The organism is Nocardiopsis synnemataformans, from assembly GCF_965343085.1.
Lineage (GTDB): Bacteria > Actinomycetota > Actinomycetes > Streptosporangiales > Streptosporangiaceae > Nocardiopsis > Nocardiopsis alborubida.
This window is the reverse complement of record NZ_CBDRFA010000001.1, coordinates 214575-229873: the sequence shown is the minus strand read 5'-3', so window position 1 is coordinate 229873 and position 15299 is coordinate 214575. Positions and strand designations below refer to the sequence as shown.

General features: G+C 71.9%; 14 protein-coding genes and 1 tRNA gene. 10 read left to right on the top strand and 5 right to left on the bottom strand.

What is annotated here, in order from left to right; all coding sequences use genetic code 11:
* Both ACSIH6_RS00975 and ACSIH6_RS00970 read left to right on the top strand, forming a co-directional pair.
* Window positions 1–678 carry an ABC transporter permease gene (locus ACSIH6_RS00975; protein WP_435105550.1) on the top strand — a complete coding sequence of 226 codons (678 nt, stop codon included), beginning with the start codon at window positions 1–3 and terminating at the stop codon, window positions 676–678.
* 86 nt (window positions 679–764) lie between these two features.
* Window positions 765–1664, top strand: a complete 900-nt coding sequence (locus ACSIH6_RS00970; protein WP_435105548.1) for an ABC transporter substrate-binding protein — start codon at window positions 765–767, stop codon at window positions 1662–1664.
* Between the two features lie 128 nt (window positions 1665–1792).
* Here the strand turns inward: ACSIH6_RS00970 and ACSIH6_RS00965 are convergent, their stop codons facing one another.
* Entirely contained in the window at window positions 1793–2251 is a 459-nt protein-coding gene (locus ACSIH6_RS00965) for a flavin reductase family protein (protein ID WP_435105593.1), read from the bottom strand.
* Between the two features lie 14 nt (window positions 2252–2265).
* Window positions 2266–3975, bottom strand: coding sequence for a signal peptide peptidase SppA (gene sppA / locus ACSIH6_RS00960; RefSeq protein ID WP_435105546.1), 1710 nt, complete (start codon window positions 3973–3975; stop codon window positions 2266–2268).
* Window positions 3976–4101: 126 nt separating this feature from the next.
* On the opposite strand from sppA, the gene ACSIH6_RS00955 reads away from it, so the two are divergent.
* The 4 genes from ACSIH6_RS00955 (at window position 4102) to ACSIH6_RS00940 (ending at window position 9142) form a co-directional block, all read left to right on the top strand.
* Entirely contained in the window at window positions 4102–4770 is a 669-nt protein-coding gene (locus tag ACSIH6_RS00955) for a hypothetical protein (protein WP_150250659.1), read from the top strand.
* A gap of 142 nt (window positions 4771–4912) precedes the next feature.
* Window positions 4913–6241, top strand: a complete 1329-nt coding sequence (locus tag ACSIH6_RS00950; RefSeq protein WP_435105543.1) for a M16 family metallopeptidase — start codon at window positions 4913–4915, stop codon at window positions 6239–6241.
* 42 nt (window positions 6242–6283) lie between these two features.
* A complete protein-coding gene (locus tag ACSIH6_RS00945; protein WP_435105541.1) occupies window positions 6284–7633 on the top strand; it encodes a M16 family metallopeptidase in 1350 nt (449 codons plus the stop codon).
* A gap of 252 nt (window positions 7634–7885) precedes the next feature.
* Window positions 7886–9142 (top strand): serine/threonine-protein kinase, encoded by a 1257-nt coding sequence (locus ACSIH6_RS00940; protein WP_233458903.1) that lies wholly within the window; start codon window positions 7886–7888, stop codon window positions 9140–9142.
* A gap of 285 nt (window positions 9143–9427) precedes the next feature.
* Here the strand turns inward: ACSIH6_RS00940 and ACSIH6_RS00935 are convergent.
* Window positions 9428–9502, bottom strand: a tRNA-Leu gene (locus tag ACSIH6_RS00935).
* 90 nt (window positions 9503–9592) lie between these two features.
* Window positions 9593–10075: a thioredoxin-dependent thiol peroxidase gene (gene bcp, locus ACSIH6_RS00930; RefSeq protein ID WP_435105539.1), complete on the bottom strand. Its 483-nt coding sequence runs from the start codon at window positions 10073–10075 to the stop codon at window positions 9593–9595.
* Between the two features lie 316 nt (window positions 10076–10391).
* On the opposite strand from bcp, the gene ACSIH6_RS00925 reads away from it, so the two are divergent.
* From ACSIH6_RS00925 to ACSIH6_RS00915, 3 genes are all read left to right on the top strand, one after another.
* The gene (locus ACSIH6_RS00925) at window positions 10392–11510 is read left to right on the top strand and encodes a CDP-alcohol phosphatidyltransferase family protein (protein ID WP_061080595.1); all 1119 of its coding nucleotides are present in this window, start codon (window positions 10392–10394) and stop codon (window positions 11508–11510) included.
* Window positions 11511–11525: 15 nt separating this feature from the next.
* Window positions 11526–11924 (top strand): DUF3618 domain-containing protein, encoded by a 399-nt coding sequence (locus ACSIH6_RS00920; RefSeq protein ID WP_435105536.1) that lies wholly within the window; start codon window positions 11526–11528, stop codon window positions 11922–11924.
* A gap of 325 nt (window positions 11925–12249) precedes the next feature.
* Window positions 12250–12699, top strand: a complete 450-nt coding sequence (locus ACSIH6_RS00915) for a zinc ribbon domain-containing protein (protein ID WP_435105534.1) — start codon at window positions 12250–12252, stop codon at window positions 12697–12699.
* A 63-nt stretch (window positions 12700–12762) separates the two neighbouring features.
* Here the strand turns inward: ACSIH6_RS00915 and ACSIH6_RS00910 are convergent, their stop codons facing one another.
* Window positions 12763–13989 carry an amino acid deaminase/aldolase gene (locus ACSIH6_RS00910; protein WP_435105532.1) on the bottom strand — a complete coding sequence of 409 codons (1227 nt, stop codon included), beginning with the start codon at window positions 13987–13989 and terminating at the stop codon, window positions 12763–12765.
* 178 nt (window positions 13990–14167) lie between these two features.
* Between ACSIH6_RS00910 and purU the strand changes: the two genes are divergently transcribed.
* Complete coding sequence (gene purU, locus ACSIH6_RS00905; protein WP_435105530.1) at window positions 14168–15055, top strand: formyltetrahydrofolate deformylase; 888 nt, start codon at window positions 14168–14170, stop codon at window positions 15053–15055.
* Window positions 15056–15299 lie beyond the last annotated feature (244 nt).

Genomic DNA, 15299 nt, shown 5'->3' with positions numbered 1-15299 from the left:
ATGGACATCCTCAACGACCTGGTCGCGTGGTTCACTGACCCCGCCCAGTGGAGCGGCGGCGCGGGCATCCCCGCGCGCCTGGGCGAGCACGTCTACTACTCGCTGCTCGGGCTGCTGCTGTCCTCCGTCGTCGCGGTCCCCCTGGGGCTGCTCACCGGACACACCGGTGTGGGCGGCTTCCTCACCACCAGCCTCGCCAACTTCGCCCGCGCCCTGCCCACCATCGGCGTCCTGTTCCTCATCGTGCTGGCCGCCGGGATCGGGATCGTGCCCGTGCTGTGCGCGCTGGTGGCGCTGGCCGTGCCCCCGATCCTGGTCAACACCCACGAGGGTGTGCGCGGCGTGGAGCCCAGGCTCAGGGACGCCGCCGTCGGGATGGGCATGCGCGGCCACCAGGTGCTGCTGCGCCTCGAACTGCCCGTGGCCACACCGCTCATCCTCATCGGGATGCGCACCGCCGCCGTCCAGGTGGTCGCGACCGCGACCATCGCCGCCTATGTGGGGGTCGGCGGCCTGGGACGCTACATCGTCGACGGCCAGGCACGCCAGGACCTGACGATGATGCTCGGCGGATCGGTGCTGGTGGTGCTGCTCGCGGTCCTGACCACGCTTCTGTTCGCCGGACTCCGGCGGCTCCTCGTCGCCCCCGGTCCGCGCCAGGCCGCACCGCAGAGTTAGGCCGCGCCGGGCCGCGCCGCGGAGCCGGGCCACACCACAGAGCCGGGCCGGGTCACAGGGCCAGGCCACTCCAGAGAGAAGGTTCCATGTACAAGAGAATCGCCCTGCCCCTGGCCGTGCTGCTCCTGACAGGGTGTGGCGCCAGCGACCCCTACGCGGAGGAGGGCGGCGGTGGGTCCGGCGGCTCCGGCGACGCGGTCGTCATCGGCTCCGCCGACTTCCCCGAGTCCACCCTGCTCGCCGAGATCTACGGCCGGGCCATGGAGGCGGAGGGCGTGGAGGTCGACTACCAGCTCGGCATCGGTAGCCGCGAGGTCTACTACTCGCAGATCGAGTCCGGCAACCTGTCGGTGTTCCCCGAGTACAACGGCGCGATCCTGGCCTACCTCGACGAGAACGCGCCCACCGGCAGCAGCGAGGAGACCAACCAGGGGGTCACCGAGGCGCTGCCCGAGGGCCTGGAGATCCTGGACTCCTCCAGCGCGGAGAACAAGGACTCGATCACCGTCACGAGCGAGGTCGCCGAGGAGCACGACCTGACCGGTCTGGAGGACCTGGCCGGCGTCGCGGGGGAGCTGACCCTGGGCGGCCCGCCGGAGTTCGAGACCCGCCAGCAGGGCGTGGTGGGCCTGGCCGACGTCTACGGGGTGGAGTTCGGCGAGTTCCGCTCCCTGGAGGTGGCGCTGCTGACCCAGGCGCTCCTGGACGGCGACATCCAGGCGGCCAACCTGTTCACCACCGACCCGCAGATCACCGCGAACGACTTCGTGATCCTGGAGGACCCGGAGAACCTGTTCGGCGCGCAGAACGTCACCCCGCTGGTCAACAGCGAGCAGGTGGACGAGACCGCCCGGGGCGCGTTGAACGCCGTCTCCGCCGCCCTGACCACCGAGGCCCTCACCCAGCTCAACGAGCGGGTGGTCATCGGCAACGAGAACGCCGCCGACGTCGCCCAGGAGTGGCTGGAGCAGGAGGGGCTGGTCTGAGCGGTCGGGACCTGGCGGCCGCGGGGGCCGGGGCGGCGGAAGGGTCGCGCGCCCCGGCCCCGCGGGGGTGAGCCGCTGGCGCGCGCTCACCCCCGGGGCCTCTGCTCCCGCCTGCTCCACGGGTCCGCCTATTCGACGACCCGGTACCGGCCGGAACGGCGGGCCAGGGCCGGGCCCCGGCCCCGGACTCCCGGCAGGTTGGTGACGTCGGCGAAGAAGACCACGTGGTCGCCGACCGGCACCTGTTGGCGCACGGAGCACTCCAGCGCGGCCAGGGCCTCGTCCAGCACGATCGCGCGGGTGTGCTCGCCCCGGTGGTGGGGCTGGTCCGTCACCAGCAGGCGCGCGCTGGGACGGCCCTCGGCGGAGAAGCGCCCGGCCACGGCCCGCTGGTCGCCGCCCAGCACGTTGACGGCGAAGGCGCCGACCTCCTCGATCACCTCGGCCATGTAGCCGCTGGCGTCGACGCTGACCGACACCACGGGCGGGTCGGCCGAGACCGACCCGAAGGCGCTGACGGTGGCTCCCACGTCGTCGCGGCCGTCGGCGACGGTCACCACCGTGACGCCGACGGGCAGCAGGGCCATCGCGTCCAGGTACGTCAACGGATCTCCCAGAGCCCCGGCATCATCAGCGGGCCGCCGACGGGCAGCCCCATCGCCACGGCCACGTGCTCCAGGGGACCCCAGGCGCTGACCACGGTCTGCGGTCCGGAGGCCGCCACGTCCTCGCTGGACTCGTGCTGGCGGATCCGGTCGAGCGGGTGCGGCCGGGGGAAGGCCCGCACCGGGAGCGGTCCCGAGTCCGCCTTCTCCCGGGCCAGTCGAACGGCCGTCTCCAGGCCGCCGAGCTCGTCCACCAGACCGCGCTCGTGGGCGTCGCGGCCGGTCCACACCCGGCCCCGGGCCACCTCGTGCACCTGCTCTCGGGTCATCCTGCGCGCGGTGGCGACCTTGCCGGTGAAGTCCTCGTAGATCTCGTCCAGGAGCGCGTTGACCCGCTCCCACTCCGACTCGGTGAAGGGCCGGTCGGTGTCGAACATGCCCGCGTGCTCGCCGGTGCGCACGGAGTCGCTGGTCACGCCGTACTGCTTCTTCAGCGCGCCGAGGACCGGCTTTCCGGTGATCACGCCGATGGAGCCGGTCAGGGTGCCCGGCTGCGCGACGACCGCGTCGGAGCCCAGGGTCACGTAGTAGCCGCCGGACGCGGCGACGTCGCCCATCACGGCCACCACGGGGATGCCCGCCTGACTGGTCAGCTCGCTCTCGCGGCGGATCGCGTCGGAGGCGGTGGGGGAGCCTCCCCGGCTGTCCACCCGGAACACGACCGCCTTGACCCGGGGGTCCTTGCGAGCGGCGCGGAAGGCCGCGGCCACGGTGTCCGAACCCATGACGGTTCCGCCGCCCAGCGGCGAGCGCCGGGTCCGGCCCAGGCTGATCGTCCCGGTGGCCGAGATCAGCGCGATGTAGCCCTTGGTGTCACGGGACAGCTGCGGCGGCGTGTGCTTGCGGTGGTAGCGGGTGACGAACTGTAGTTGCGGTCCGCTGTCGCCCTGCTTACCGCGTGCCTCCTGGGCCTCGGCCCGCACCTGCGCGTACACCTCGTCCCGGTGGGCGAGCCCGTCGACCAGGTTCTTGCCGACCGCCTCGCGGGCCAGGAACGGGCCCTGCGAGACCAGCGCGCGCACCTCCTCCCGGGGCAGCCCCCGGGCCTGCGAGACCGCCTCGACGATCTGGTCGCCCAGCGAGGTGACGATCCGGTCGCTGGCCTCGCGCTGGGCGGCGGTGTAACCGGTCTCGGTGACGCTGTTCATCGCGTTCTTGTACTCGTGGCGCGCGCCCACCTCGTAGGACACGTCCAGCCTGTCCAGGGCGCCCTTGACGAACGTCGTGCGCATCATCAGGCCGGTCAGGCCGAGCACGCCGGTGGGCGCCATGAACACGCGCGAGAACGCGCAGGCCAGGTAGTAGGGCAGGTTCCCCTCGCCGGTCTCGCCGAAGGAGTCGGCCCAGGCCACCGCGGGCTTGCCCGCCGCGCGGAAGTCGGCGACGGTGTGGCGCAGCTCCTGGACCTTGGCGAACCCCAGGGAGCGGGCGTCCACCCGGACCAGGAGGGCCGCCACCCGCGGGTCGCGCGCGCCGCGGCGGATCCCCTCCAGGACGTCCAGGTACTGCTGCCTGCGCCGGTTCATGATCTGGCTGACCGGATCCCCGGGGGCCTGGTCGGCGACCCCCTCCGTCAGGTCCAGCTCCAGCACCAGCGGCCCCTGGGGGCGCTGTCGGGTCTTCATGATCTTCGCGAGGTCCACCATGGGCCCAGCGTAGTGCTCCGGGGTGTGGAACGCCGTCCGGAACGTGCCGAATCGGGCGATGCGGTCGGTGGGCGCGCTAAGGTCAACGGTGTCTTCGAGCACGGGATCCACGAGAGGGACGACGGCATGGCGGGCATCCACGGGCGACGGCGGCGGGTACGCGCCGCACGCGTCGGCACGGGAACGGTCGCGGCTGCCGCGGCGCTGCTGCTCCTGGCGGCCTGCTCCGGCGGGAGCGAGGCCGAACTACAGCTCGGCGAGAGCGGCCCCCTGCCCGCGGCCGAGCCCCCGGCGCCGGAGGAGTTCGCCACCGAGAGCATCGAGGGCGTGTCCGTCAAGGTCCCCGAGGGCTGGCAGACCCAGAACGAGGGCGGTGTGCTCTGCGTGAGCCCGCCGGGACAGGAGCCCTGCGGGTACGGCTCGGTGCAGCTGACCCCGCACGCGGCCGAGAAGCACCCCCAGAGCTGGCCGGGCGAGGGCGAGGCCTTCACCGAGGACGACGGCTGGGCGGCCGACACCGGCAGCTGCCGCAGCCTCAACACCGCCGCGTCCGGGGGCATCGGCGTGGAGGGGGCCGAGCTCGCGGTCTCCGACTTCACCGACCACGCCGACGGCCTCACCTCGCACCACTCGGTGTGGAACGTGTCGTGTGTCAACGGCGACACCTTCGAGGTGCGCATGTGGTTCCTGCCGGTCAGCGACGTCCTGCTCTACGTGTGGTCGGCCGACTCCCAGTACTCCGCCGTGTACGACGAGATCGCCCTGTCCATGGACACCAGCGAGTACCAGAGCTGACCGTCGCGGTTTCGGTTCGACCGATTACCCGATCGGGTGTCCCCGCGGTCCGATGAGGCCGTAGGGTCGTACTCGTTACGACGACGACGGCCGCCCGCGCGGGCGGCGCGGTCGCAGGCGACGTGAATCGGGGGCAGCACTGGTGACCACCATCGGAGCGGCGGGACGTGTCGTTCAGTACACGCTCGACAACGGATTGCGCCTGGTGACCGCTGCGGCCTCCACAGGACAGGTCGCCTCCGTGAACCTGTGGTACGGCGTGGGGTCCCGGCACGAGGTCCCAGGGCGCACGGGGTTCGCGCACCTCTTCGAGCACCTGATGTTCCAGGGCAGCGGCGGCGTCGCCAAGGGCGAGCACTTCGAGGAGGTCGAGCGGCTCGGCGGCGACATCAACGCCTCCACCTCGACCGACCGCACCAACTACTACGAGACGGTCCCCGAGCACGCCCTGGACCGGATCCTGTGGCTGGAGACCGACCGGCTGGCGACCCTGCGCGAGGGCATGACCCAGGAGGTCCTGGACAACCAGCGCGACGTCGTCAAGAACGAGCGCCGCCAGCGCTACGACAACCAGCCCTACGGCACCGCCCTGGAGCGCATCCTGCGCCTGGCCTACCCCGAGGGCCACCCCTACCACCACCCGACCATCGGCTCCATGGCCGACCTGGACGCCGCCGACCTCGACTACGTCAAGTCGTTCCACAAGGTCCACTACGGCCCGGACAACTGCGTGCTCACCGTGGTCAGCGACCTCGACCCCGAGGACGTCCGGGACCGAGTCGAGAAGTTCTTCGGTTCCGTCCCGGCCCGCGAGACCGTCCCCGAGGCGCCCGACGCCACGCTGGACGCCCCGCTGGGCGGCCCGGTCCGCGACTCGGTCACCGAGACCGTGCCCGCCGCCGGGGTGTTCGTCGGTTTCCGCGTCGACCCCTACGGCGAGCGCGGGTTCGACGTCATGCACCTGGCCTCGGCCGTCCTGGGCCAGGGGCAGGGCAGCCGCCTGTACCGCTCCCTGGTGGTGGACCGCCCCATCGCCGCCGACGACGGCGGGGGCGCCGCCGACATCCTGCCGTTCCGCTACACCGACAGCCTGATGCTGGTGAACATGCTCGCCCGCGAGGGCGTCAGCGGTGACACGCTGGAGGCGGCCATGCGCGAGGAGATCGCCAAGCTGGCCGCCGGGATCACCGAGGAGGAGCTGGACCGGGCCCGCGCCGTCCTGGAGCGCGACCACCTTCAGGCCATCTCCAGCCCTTCCGGGCTCGCCGACAGCATCAGCAGCTGCACCCAGCTGTTCGACGACCCCGAGCTGGCCTACACCTGGCCCCGGCGCTGGGACGACATCACCGCCGAGGAGGTGCGGGCCGCCGCCGAGCGCGTGCTGGTCGACGACAACCTGCTCGTCGTCCGATTCGACCCCGAGGAGTCCGCGGCCGCCGAGGCGGCCGGGGCCGACACCGTCGACGCCTGACCCGGGTTCCGTTACCGCAAGCCGCAGAAAGAGCCGCAGAGCATGCCGCAGAAGTCGCGCCCGGACCTCGGTGCCGTAGCGTCCTACACCTTTCCCAAGCCCCGCCGCCTCACCGTGGGCGGCGGCACGGTCGTCGCCATCGACGTACCCGGCCAACAGCTCGTCTCCCTCCGCCTCGTGCACCCCCACGGCGGCGCCGCCGAGCCGCTCGACGCCATGGGCGTCAGCGCGCTGACCAGCGAGGTCCTGGAGGACGGCCCCGACGGCAACAGCTCCCTGGCGCCCGCCCTGGAGCGCCACGGCGCCGAGTGGGTCTCCCGCGTCAACTGGGACGCCTTCATCACCGGGCTGGACGCCCCCGCGGGCCGCCTGCCCGAGGCGGTCCGCCTGTTCGCCGACGCGGTGCGCCGCCCCGCGCTGGCCCCCGACGACGTCGTCCGCCGCCGCGACCAGCTGCTGGAGCGGTTCTGGTTGGAGGCGGCCTCGGCCGGGACCCTGGCCATGCGCAGCCTGGGCGGGCAGCTGTTCACCGGCCGCTACGCCACGCCGCTCGCGGGTGGCCCGGTGCGGCTGGCCGACGTCACCCCCGAGACCGTGGCGGCCTTCCACGCCGACTCCGTCGCCTCGGTGGCCGGGACCCTCGTGGTCGTCGGCGACCTCACCGGGATCGACCTGGAGGACCTGGGCAAGACCGTGTTCGGCGACGCCGCGGCCGTGCGGACGAGCGAGCCGACCGCGCCCGCGCCGCCGCCCGGGGAGCTGCCCCGCGTCCTGATCGTGGACCGGCCCGGCTCCGTGCAGTCCGCCCTGGTCATCGCGCACCGCGCCCCCTCCCGCTCGCAGGTGGACCTGCCGCGCGCCGAGGGCGTCAGCGAGATCCTGGGCGGCATGTTCACCTCCCGGCTCAACCTGGAGCTGCGCGAGCGCCTGGGCTACACCTACGGCGCCGGGTCCCGCTTCGACCTGCGCCGCGACAGCGGGGTGTTCTTCATGTCCACCCAGGTCGAGGCCGACACCACCGCCCACTCGGTCACCTCCTCGCTGGAGCAGGTCGCCAAGCTGCGCGAGTCGGGGGTCACCGAGGAGGAGTTGTCCGCCGTGCGCGACTCCAACACGGTGGGCCTGCCGGTCACCTACGCCACGGCGCGCGCCATGGCCGGGGCCCTGGTCGACATGGTGGTGCACGACCTGCCCGAGGACCACGTGGACCGCGTCCGGGCCGGGTACGAGAGGCTCACCAAGGAGTCCCTGGACAGCGCCGCCACCGAGTACCTGCGCCCCGAGGAGTCGGTCGTGGTGGTCGTCGGCGACGCCGAGCGCCTGCGTCAGCCGCTCACCGACACCGGGATCGGCCCGGTCGAGGTGCGCACCCCCGACTCGCTCTGGACCTGAGGCCGCCGGGTGCGCGGGAGGCCCGCCCGCGCACCCGCGCCGCCCCCGCCAGCAGGCACGGGAGCGTCGGAGTGAGAGCTACGTCACTGCATGTTGGGGTTGTCGCCGGACATAACGAAAGCGAACCTATGTGTCCGTGATGTGGCAACCACCAGCATGGATCCGGCGTCCTGCTGGTATAACGAGTGATCCGTGCACCTACGTGGTGACAGCGACCGCAATGCTCCCGCAGGAGGCCACCATGGCCGGTGAATGGACCCGTGGATAACCGTGTCCTCCCTAGAGAACCCCCACACGCAGCGCCCTGAGGCGTCGCGCTCCTCCGCACGACAGGAGGCGGCCGACACGGCCGAACCCCGTCCGGAGGGACGTCTGCTCAAGGGGCGCTACCAGTTGGTGTCGGAGATCGCCCGGGGCGGTGTCGGCACCGTCTGGCGCGCCACCGACCTGGTCATCGACCGCGAGGTGGCCGTCAAGGAGCTGCGCCTGCCCGCGGACCTGAGCCGCTCCGAACGCGAGTCGCTCCTACAGCGCACCACCCGTGAGGCCCGTGTAGCCGGACGCCTCACCCACCCTGGCCTGGTCACCGTCCTGGACGTCGTGGACGAGGACGACCGCCCCTGGATCGTCATGGAGCTGGTGGAGGCCTCCACCCTGGAGGAGCTCATCCAGGTGGGCGGTCCGCTGCCCTACCAGCGCGTGGCCGAGATCGGCCTCCAGCTCATCGACGCCCTCAAGGTCGCGCACGCCGAGGGCATCGTGCACCGCGACGTCAAGCCCGAGAACGTGATGATCAGCCAGGCGGGGCGGGTCGTGCTCACCGACTTCGGGCTGGCCGCCTGGAACGGCGAGTCGGCGCTGAGCGCGTCCGGGCGCATCATCGGCTCCCCGGCCTACATCCCGCCGGAGCGGGCCAAGGCGGGGCCGGTGGGACCCGAGTCCGACCTGTGGTCCCTGGGCGCCACCCTGTACGCGGCGGTGGAGGGGCACCCTCCCTACGACCGCAAGGGCTACATCAAGATCCTGCGCCAGGAGCAGCTGGACGAGCCCGCCGAGGCCGCCAGCGCGGGCCCGCTGGCGCCGGTGCTGGCCGGACTGCTCCGGGTGGAGCCCTCGGAGCGGCTGACCGCCGAGAACGCCACCAAGATGCTGCGGATCGCGGCCCTGGCGCCGTGGGCGCCCGAGACGAGTCCGGAGACGGCGGCCCAGGGCACCGCCACACCCGCTGACCCCCGTCCCGGGGGCGAGGAGCGCGAGTCGGCCCGCGAGCACTTCAAGGCGGGCGCGCACGTGCTGGCCGAGTCCATCAACGAGCGGCTGCGCAACAGCCCCGAGGCGATGAACTCGGTCATGACCTCGATCCGCGAGTCCACGGACACGCTGGGACTGACCAGTTCGGGCAAGCACGCCGAGCGCAGTCGCCTGCCCGCGGTGGCCACCATCGCCGCGGTCTCCCTCGGTGTCCTGGTGCTGCTCGCGGTCATGCTCTGGGCGCTGCTCGGCCGCTAGCCGAAACCGTTACTGGTGTGACACGAGGGTTCTGACCTGCGGTGATCTTGTACTTATAGCGAGGTTGGGCACTCGAACCTCGCTATAAGTACAAGATCGCGGCGGATGAAGCGGGTCTGTGGACCTTTCCGGTCGCCGCACGAGACGGCCGCCCTGCGGGATGTGCCCGGCGCCGGGGCGCGAACACGCGAAAGCCCGCGGCCGGGAGTCCGGGCGCGGGCTGGCCGGTGCCGCCTCCGACATCCCGGGCGGGGCGGTCCGGCGGACAGGGTGTGCTGAACCGAGTGGGGCCGGCGGGATTCGAACCCGCACTGTACAGCACCTAAAGCTGCCGTCTCCTGCCAGTTGGACTACGGCCCCTTCCGGACAACTGTACCGGTGCCGGGCGCGGGACCCGGCCGCCTGGGAGCCCGGACCCCCAGTGACCGGGGGCCGTCCCCGGCACCCGTGTCACAGGCCCAGTTCCCTCTTGATCCGGTCGACGTGGCCGGTGGCCTTCACGTTGTAGAAGGCCTTCTCCACGCGGCCGTCGGTGCCCACGACGACGGTGGAGCGGATGACGCCCTGCACGACGCGGCCGTAGTTCTTCTTCTCACCGAAGGCGCCGTAGGCGCGCAGGGTGTCCTTGTCCGGGTCGCCCAGCAGCGGGAAGGTCAGCCCCTCCTTCTCGCGGAACTTGGCCAGCTTGTCGCTCGTGTCCGGGGACACGCCCAGGACGGTCAGGCCCGCGGAGTCGAAGTCGCGCAGGTTGTCGCGGAAGTCGCAGGCCTGCGTGGTGCACCCGGGGGTCATGGCCGCCGGGTAGAAGTACAGGACGACGCGCTTGCCGGTGGAGGCCAGCACCTCGCTCAGGGTGACGGGCTTGCCGTCGGCGTCGTCGAGGGTGAAGTCGGGTGCCTGGTCGCCGGGCTCCAGGCGGATCGGGTCGCTCACGTGGTGTCCCCCTTGGGTTCGCGGGCGGGGCGGCACCGCCCCGCCGTCTCTCGCTTTCACCCTAGCCATTCCTCGCCTTCCGGTGCCCCGCGAGCTGGCGCTTCGTCGGCTGTGCCAGGCTGGGGGTACGGTCTTCGGTTGCGATTCCGGTTCGGTTCGCCCGCATCCGGAGTGACCAGCGGTGCGATCACCTATTGTTGACCGCACTCGTCCTGTCGTTCGGCCCCGGCGACGTCCGCCGCGCACCGGGGACGCCGCGTCGGCGGCGCCCGGCGGGCCGGAACACACCCGCTTCGCTTGGAGAGTATTGGCGACGATGCCTGGATTCACACTCGACGAGGTCAGGGCCCGGACCCTCAAGGAGCGCGACTCCTGGTGGACGGTCTACCTCGTGGACCCCATCGCGGTCCGGCTCGTGCGCCTGGTGGCCAACCGCACCTCGATCACACCCAACCAGCTGACGGTGGTCGCGCTCTTCCTCGGGCTCGGCGCGGCCGTCTGCTTCTCGCTGGGCTACCGCCACTTCCTGGCGCTGGGCGCGCTGCTGTACCTGCTGTCCTTCCTCATGGACTGCACGGACGGCAAGCTGGCCCGGCTCACCGGCTCGGAGTCGCTGTTCGGGTCGTGGATGGACTACGTCTCCGACCGGTTCCGGGTGCTGGTGTGCGTGGTCGCCCTGATGGGCGGACAGTACGTCGTCGCCGAGGACGCCGAGGGCAACGGGCCGGTGTGGTTCGTGTGGCTGGCCCTGGCCGTGGTCTTCCTGGACATGCTGCGCTACCTCAACGCGCTCCAGGTGTACAAGGTCCGCAGGGAGATGCGCTCGCACCTGGCCGCCGCCCTGGAGCGGGCCCGCGCCACCCTGTCGATGCTGGAGCCGGAGGAGGACGACACCGGCTCGGCCACCGGCGCGGGCGGGCGGACGATGAGCGACGGCGGCGAGCAGGCGGTGCTGCGCCACGGCATCGGCGTGTTGGAGCAGATCCTGCACAGCCAGAACGAGCGCGAGGCCCGCAACCAGCGCACGGCGGGCAAGCAGCCCGACCTCACCCTGCCCAAGGTGGACCTGCACCAGGAGTTCCGCAACCGCTTCCCGTGGTACCAGCGGTTCTGGTCGGCCCTCAACGCCAGGCGGATCAGAACGCACCTGGTGGGCGGCATCGAGTTCCAGATGTCGGTGTTCGTGATCGCTCCGCTGGCGGCCGCCGCGTTCGGCGCGCCGTCCCTTATCGGGTGGATCACCGCCGTGGCGGGTGTTTTGCTCCTCGCCTTCGAGATCGCCATCATCTATAAACTGTGGTTGTCCACGCGGGACTTCTTCCGCGTGGTCGACGGAATCGACAGCGCGCTGAGATTCTCCGGTCCGTCCGACGGCGCGGAGGAAGGGAGCCGGGACACCGGCTCGGACACGGGTTCTCAGACGACCCTGCGCTAGTGGAGAGAGGCACCCATGACGGGACGTGACACCGAACCGCGCCTGACCCCGGCGGACGTCGTCGCCGAGATCAACCGCGAACAGCGCCAGCTCGCCGAGACCCTGGACGAGCTGAGCGTGCAGGCCCGGCCCGCCAACATCGCCCGCAGGCAGATGGAGAGGGTCCGCGAACGCGGCGCCCGGATCGTGGACGAGGCGCGCGCCCTGGTGGTCGGGGGCGGCGCGGTGCGCGTGGAGAGCCACCCGGTGGAGCCCGAGGAGGGCAGCATCGTCGTCAAGGGTGACGGCCACGTCGTCACCACCTACCAGTCGCGCGGCCAACTCCCCCCGGAGGCGCTGCTGCTCGCGGTCGGCGTCGGCGCGGTCGTCGCCGTGGGCGTGGTGGCCTGGGCGGTGCACCGCAGGAGGAAGTAGTGCCGGACCGGCACACGGTCGGAGGGGTCCGCGGACGCGGGCCCCTCCTCGTGTGCGCGGCGTCCGTCGGGCCGGGTGTCCAAGGGCCGCTGGGGCGGCTGAGGCGGTGTCCGGTGCGGGCCGCGGATCACGCGCGGGCCCCGGGTGGCGCCGCCTATTTCCTTCGCGAGAGTGCCACCGGCTTCAACCGGTGGGTGAACCGCCAGTCACGAAACGTCACACCCCCGCGCTGGGGTCGACCCAGACCAGTCAGGGGAGGTGACACATCAAGCGCGAACGCGGCCACAAAGCCCGCCTGTACCCCACCAAGGACCAACTCCGTGAGTTGGAAACCCAGGGCCACGCCGCGGATTTCGGTGTGGTGGGGGTCGAGGACCTGCACATCACCGGCATGGTCCGCTCGGCCCGGGGAACGGTGGACGCCCCGGGCACCAACGTCAAGCAGAAGGCCGGGTTGAACCGTGCGATCGCGGGTCAGGCGTGGGGGCGCACGGTCGCGTTGTTGGCGTACAAGCTCGCCGAGCGGGGCGGGCACCTGGTGCGGGCGCCCGCCCCGTACACCTCGCGGCGCTGCCCGCGGTGCCAGGTCATCACCGAGGGCAGCCGCGAGTCGCGGGACCGGTTCGTGTGCAGGGCACCCGGGTGCGGGCACACCGCGCACGCCGACACCGACGCCACGCGCAACGTCGAGCACGCGGTGAGGCGGCAAGCGCCCCAGGACATGGTGGGTGCCAGGACGTGGAGCCCTCGTCGTCAGGCGGGCTTCGAAGCGTAGACCACCAGCGGACGTGCAGGGTTCCGTTGGCTGGGTTCTCCCGCCTTCAGGCGGGAGGGGATGTCAAAGGAAGGTCTGGCCCTCGCCCCGGTAGGTGGGCACGGCGCCCGCGTACTCGCCGGTGTCGGAGTCCACCAGGTGCAGGGTGTCGAAGCGCTCGCACAGCTCTCCGGCCTTGGCGTGGCGCATCCACACCCGGTCGCCGACGGACAGGCCGTCGGCCGCGGCGCCGAGCAGGGGCGTCTGCACCTCGCCCGCGCCCTCGTTGGCGCTGTAGGAGAGCCCGGCGGGCAGGTGGGGGAGCGGTGCGCGGTGGGCGTTCACGGGCCCCGAGGCGGGGTAGCCGCCGCCGAGGGCGGTGGCCACGCCCGGTCCGGGGCGGCGCACGACGGGGAGCGCGAACAGGGCGGCGGGGCGTCCACCGAAGGAGCGGTAGTGGTCGAACAGGTGCGGGTGGTAGAGCCCCGAGCCCGCGGCCAGCTCGGTCACGGCCCTCTCCCGGCCGGTGGTGTGCAGGCTGCCGGTGCCCCCGCCGTTGACGAAGCGCAGGTCGGCGACCTCCCTGACGGCGTGCACGATGGCGGCCCGGCGCTTGGCCAGCTCCACGGCCGAGCGGCGCTGGACGGCGCGCAGGAGGCGGCCGTAGAGCGGCCTGCCGGGCGGGGCGTCGCCCACTCCGGCGATCTGGCCCTCGTAGGCCATGATCCCGTCCAGCTCCAGTTCGGGGCGGACCGCGACGGCGCGGGCGAACGCGGCGGCCTGGGCCGGGGTGCGCACAGGGGAGCGGTAGGTGCCCACGCGCAGGCGCGGCCCGACGGGCTGCCAGCTGGTGTCGACGTCCAGGCACACCCGGACCGGCGGGGCGTCGGGGCCGCGGGTTTCGGCGGCGTCGGCGACGGCGGCGCTGATCAGGTCCAGGTGCGCGGTGTCGTCCACCATCAGGGTGATCGCGCGGGCGGCGCGGGGGTCGCGCACGAGCCTGGCCAGGGCCTGGCGGTCGACGGTGGGGTAGGCGACGAGGACGTCGTCGCTGAGGGGGCGGTCGCCGGTGGCCAGCCAGAGGGCCTCGGGCAGGGTGAAGGCCATGACGCCCGCGTAGCCGGGCAGGGCGAGGACGGTGCGCAGCAGCTCGCGGCTGCGCACGGACTTGCTGGCGATCCGGATGGGCCTGCCGTGGGCGCGGCGGGTGAGGTCGGCCGCGTTGGCGCGCAGGGCGGCGAGGTCGACGAGGGCGAAGGGGGCTTCGAGTCCGCGTGTGGCGGTCTCGTATGTTTCGCGCAGACTTGTCATGTCCTGAGCATGCCAGAACATGAATGTCTTTCATATTTTCCGTGGGAAAGGGGACGTGGTACCCGTGCGGCGGGCGGTCCGTGGACGGCTTCGCGGTAACCGGCCCCCGGTACAGCGGGGGCGATACCCTGGGATGTCACGGCTGATCAGCCGTCCGACCCCGGGAGTGGTTCTTTCCATGAGTGAGCGTGAGTACGTTCTGACCCTTTCGTGCCCCGACAGCCGGGGCATCGTCGCGGCTGTGGCCAACCTGCTGTCCGACCACGGTTGCAACATCACCGAGAGTCAGCAGTACGGCGACCACTACACGGGACGCTTCTTCCTGCGGATGCAGTTCGTGGCCGAGCGGGGCGGCGACGGCGTGGTGGGGGAGGACGTCCTGCGCAGCGCCTTCGCGGCGCTCGCGGGCGACTTCGGCGGAGACGGCGGTGACGCGTTCGTGGAGTGGACCCTCAGTCCCCGCGACGTGCGCCCGCGCATGATCGTGATGGTGTCCAAGTTCGGCCACTGCCTCAACGACCTGCTCTACCGCCAGCGCAGCGGCCTGCTGGACGCGGACATCGCCGCCGTGGTCTCCAACCACCCCGACCTGGGGTTCCTGGCCGACTCCTACGGCGTGGACTTCCACCACCTGCCGGTCACGGCCGGGAGCAAGAAGGAGCAGGAGGCGCGCCTTCTGGAGCTGGTCGACTCCTACGACGTGGACCTGGTGGTCCTGGCGCGCTACATGCAGGTGCTCTCCGAGCAGCTGTGCACCAAGATGTCCGGCCGGATCATCAACATCCACCACTCCTTCCTGCCCAGCTTCAAGGGCGCCCGGCCCTACCACCAGGCCCACGCACGCGGTGTGAAGCTGATCGGCGCGACCGCCCACTACGTCACCGCTGACCTCGACGAGGGCCCGATCATCGAGCAGGAGGTGTCCCGGGTGGACCACACGCACAGCCCGGAGCAGCTCACGGCGATCGGCCGGGACCTGGAGTCGGTGGCGCTGGCGCGCGCGGTCAACTGGCACGCGCAGCGCCGCGTGCTGCTCAACGGGGACAAGACGGTCATCTTCGGCTGAACCGGATGCCCGCCGCAGGTCGGCGGGGAGTGGCTTCCGCACGGGGGCGCCCGCGTGCGCCCCCGTGCGTTTTCCTGCCCCGGTCAGGTCCTCGACGCTGTTTTGGGTCGGGGATGGGGCTGACGTTGCCCGTTCCGACCAGGAAAAATTACTCACGGTACTTTGTCGGCTACAGTGTGTATGTATATGGTGTGATCAGTTCGACATCCTTCCGGCCATGACACGGGCCCGGGTTTCGGTCCGG

What these genes read in the sequence shown, in the direction of transcription:
- ACSIH6_RS00965 (WP_435105593.1), bottom strand. Translation starts at nt 2,251, where the DNA reads ATGGCCCTGCTGCCCGTCGGCGTCACGGTGGTGACCGTCGCCGACGGC.
- ACSIH6_RS00945 (WP_435105541.1), top strand. Translation starts at nt 6,284, where the DNA reads ATGCCGCAGAAGTCGCGCCCGGACCTCGGTGCCGTAGCGTCCTACACC.
- sppA (WP_435105546.1), bottom strand. Translation starts at nt 3,975, where the DNA reads ATGGTGGACCTCGCGAAGATCATGAAGACCCGACAGCGCCCCCAGGGG.
- purU (WP_435105530.1), top strand. Translation starts at nt 14,168, where the DNA reads ATGAGTGAGCGTGAGTACGTTCTGACCCTTTCGTGCCCCGACAGCCGG.
- ACSIH6_RS00920 (WP_435105536.1), top strand. Translation starts at nt 11,526, where the DNA reads ATGACGGGACGTGACACCGAACCGCGCCTGACCCCGGCGGACGTCGTC.
- ACSIH6_RS00970 (WP_435105548.1), top strand. Translation starts at nt 765, where the DNA reads ATGTACAAGAGAATCGCCCTGCCCCTGGCCGTGCTGCTCCTGACAGGG.
- ACSIH6_RS00940 (WP_233458903.1), top strand. Translation starts at nt 7,886, where the DNA reads ATGGACCCGTGGATAACCGTGTCCTCCCTAGAGAACCCCCACACGCAG.
- ACSIH6_RS00955 (WP_150250659.1), top strand. Translation starts at nt 4,102, where the DNA reads ATGGCGGGCATCCACGGGCGACGGCGGCGGGTACGCGCCGCACGCGTC.
- ACSIH6_RS00910 (WP_435105532.1), bottom strand. Translation starts at nt 13,989, where the DNA reads ATGACAAGTCTGCGCGAAACATACGAGACCGCCACACGCGGACTCGAA.
- ACSIH6_RS00925 (WP_061080595.1), top strand. Translation starts at nt 10,392, where the DNA reads ATGCCTGGATTCACACTCGACGAGGTCAGGGCCCGGACCCTCAAGGAG.
- ACSIH6_RS00975 (WP_435105550.1), top strand. Translation starts at nt 1, where the DNA reads ATGGACATCCTCAACGACCTGGTCGCGTGGTTCACTGACCCCGCCCAG.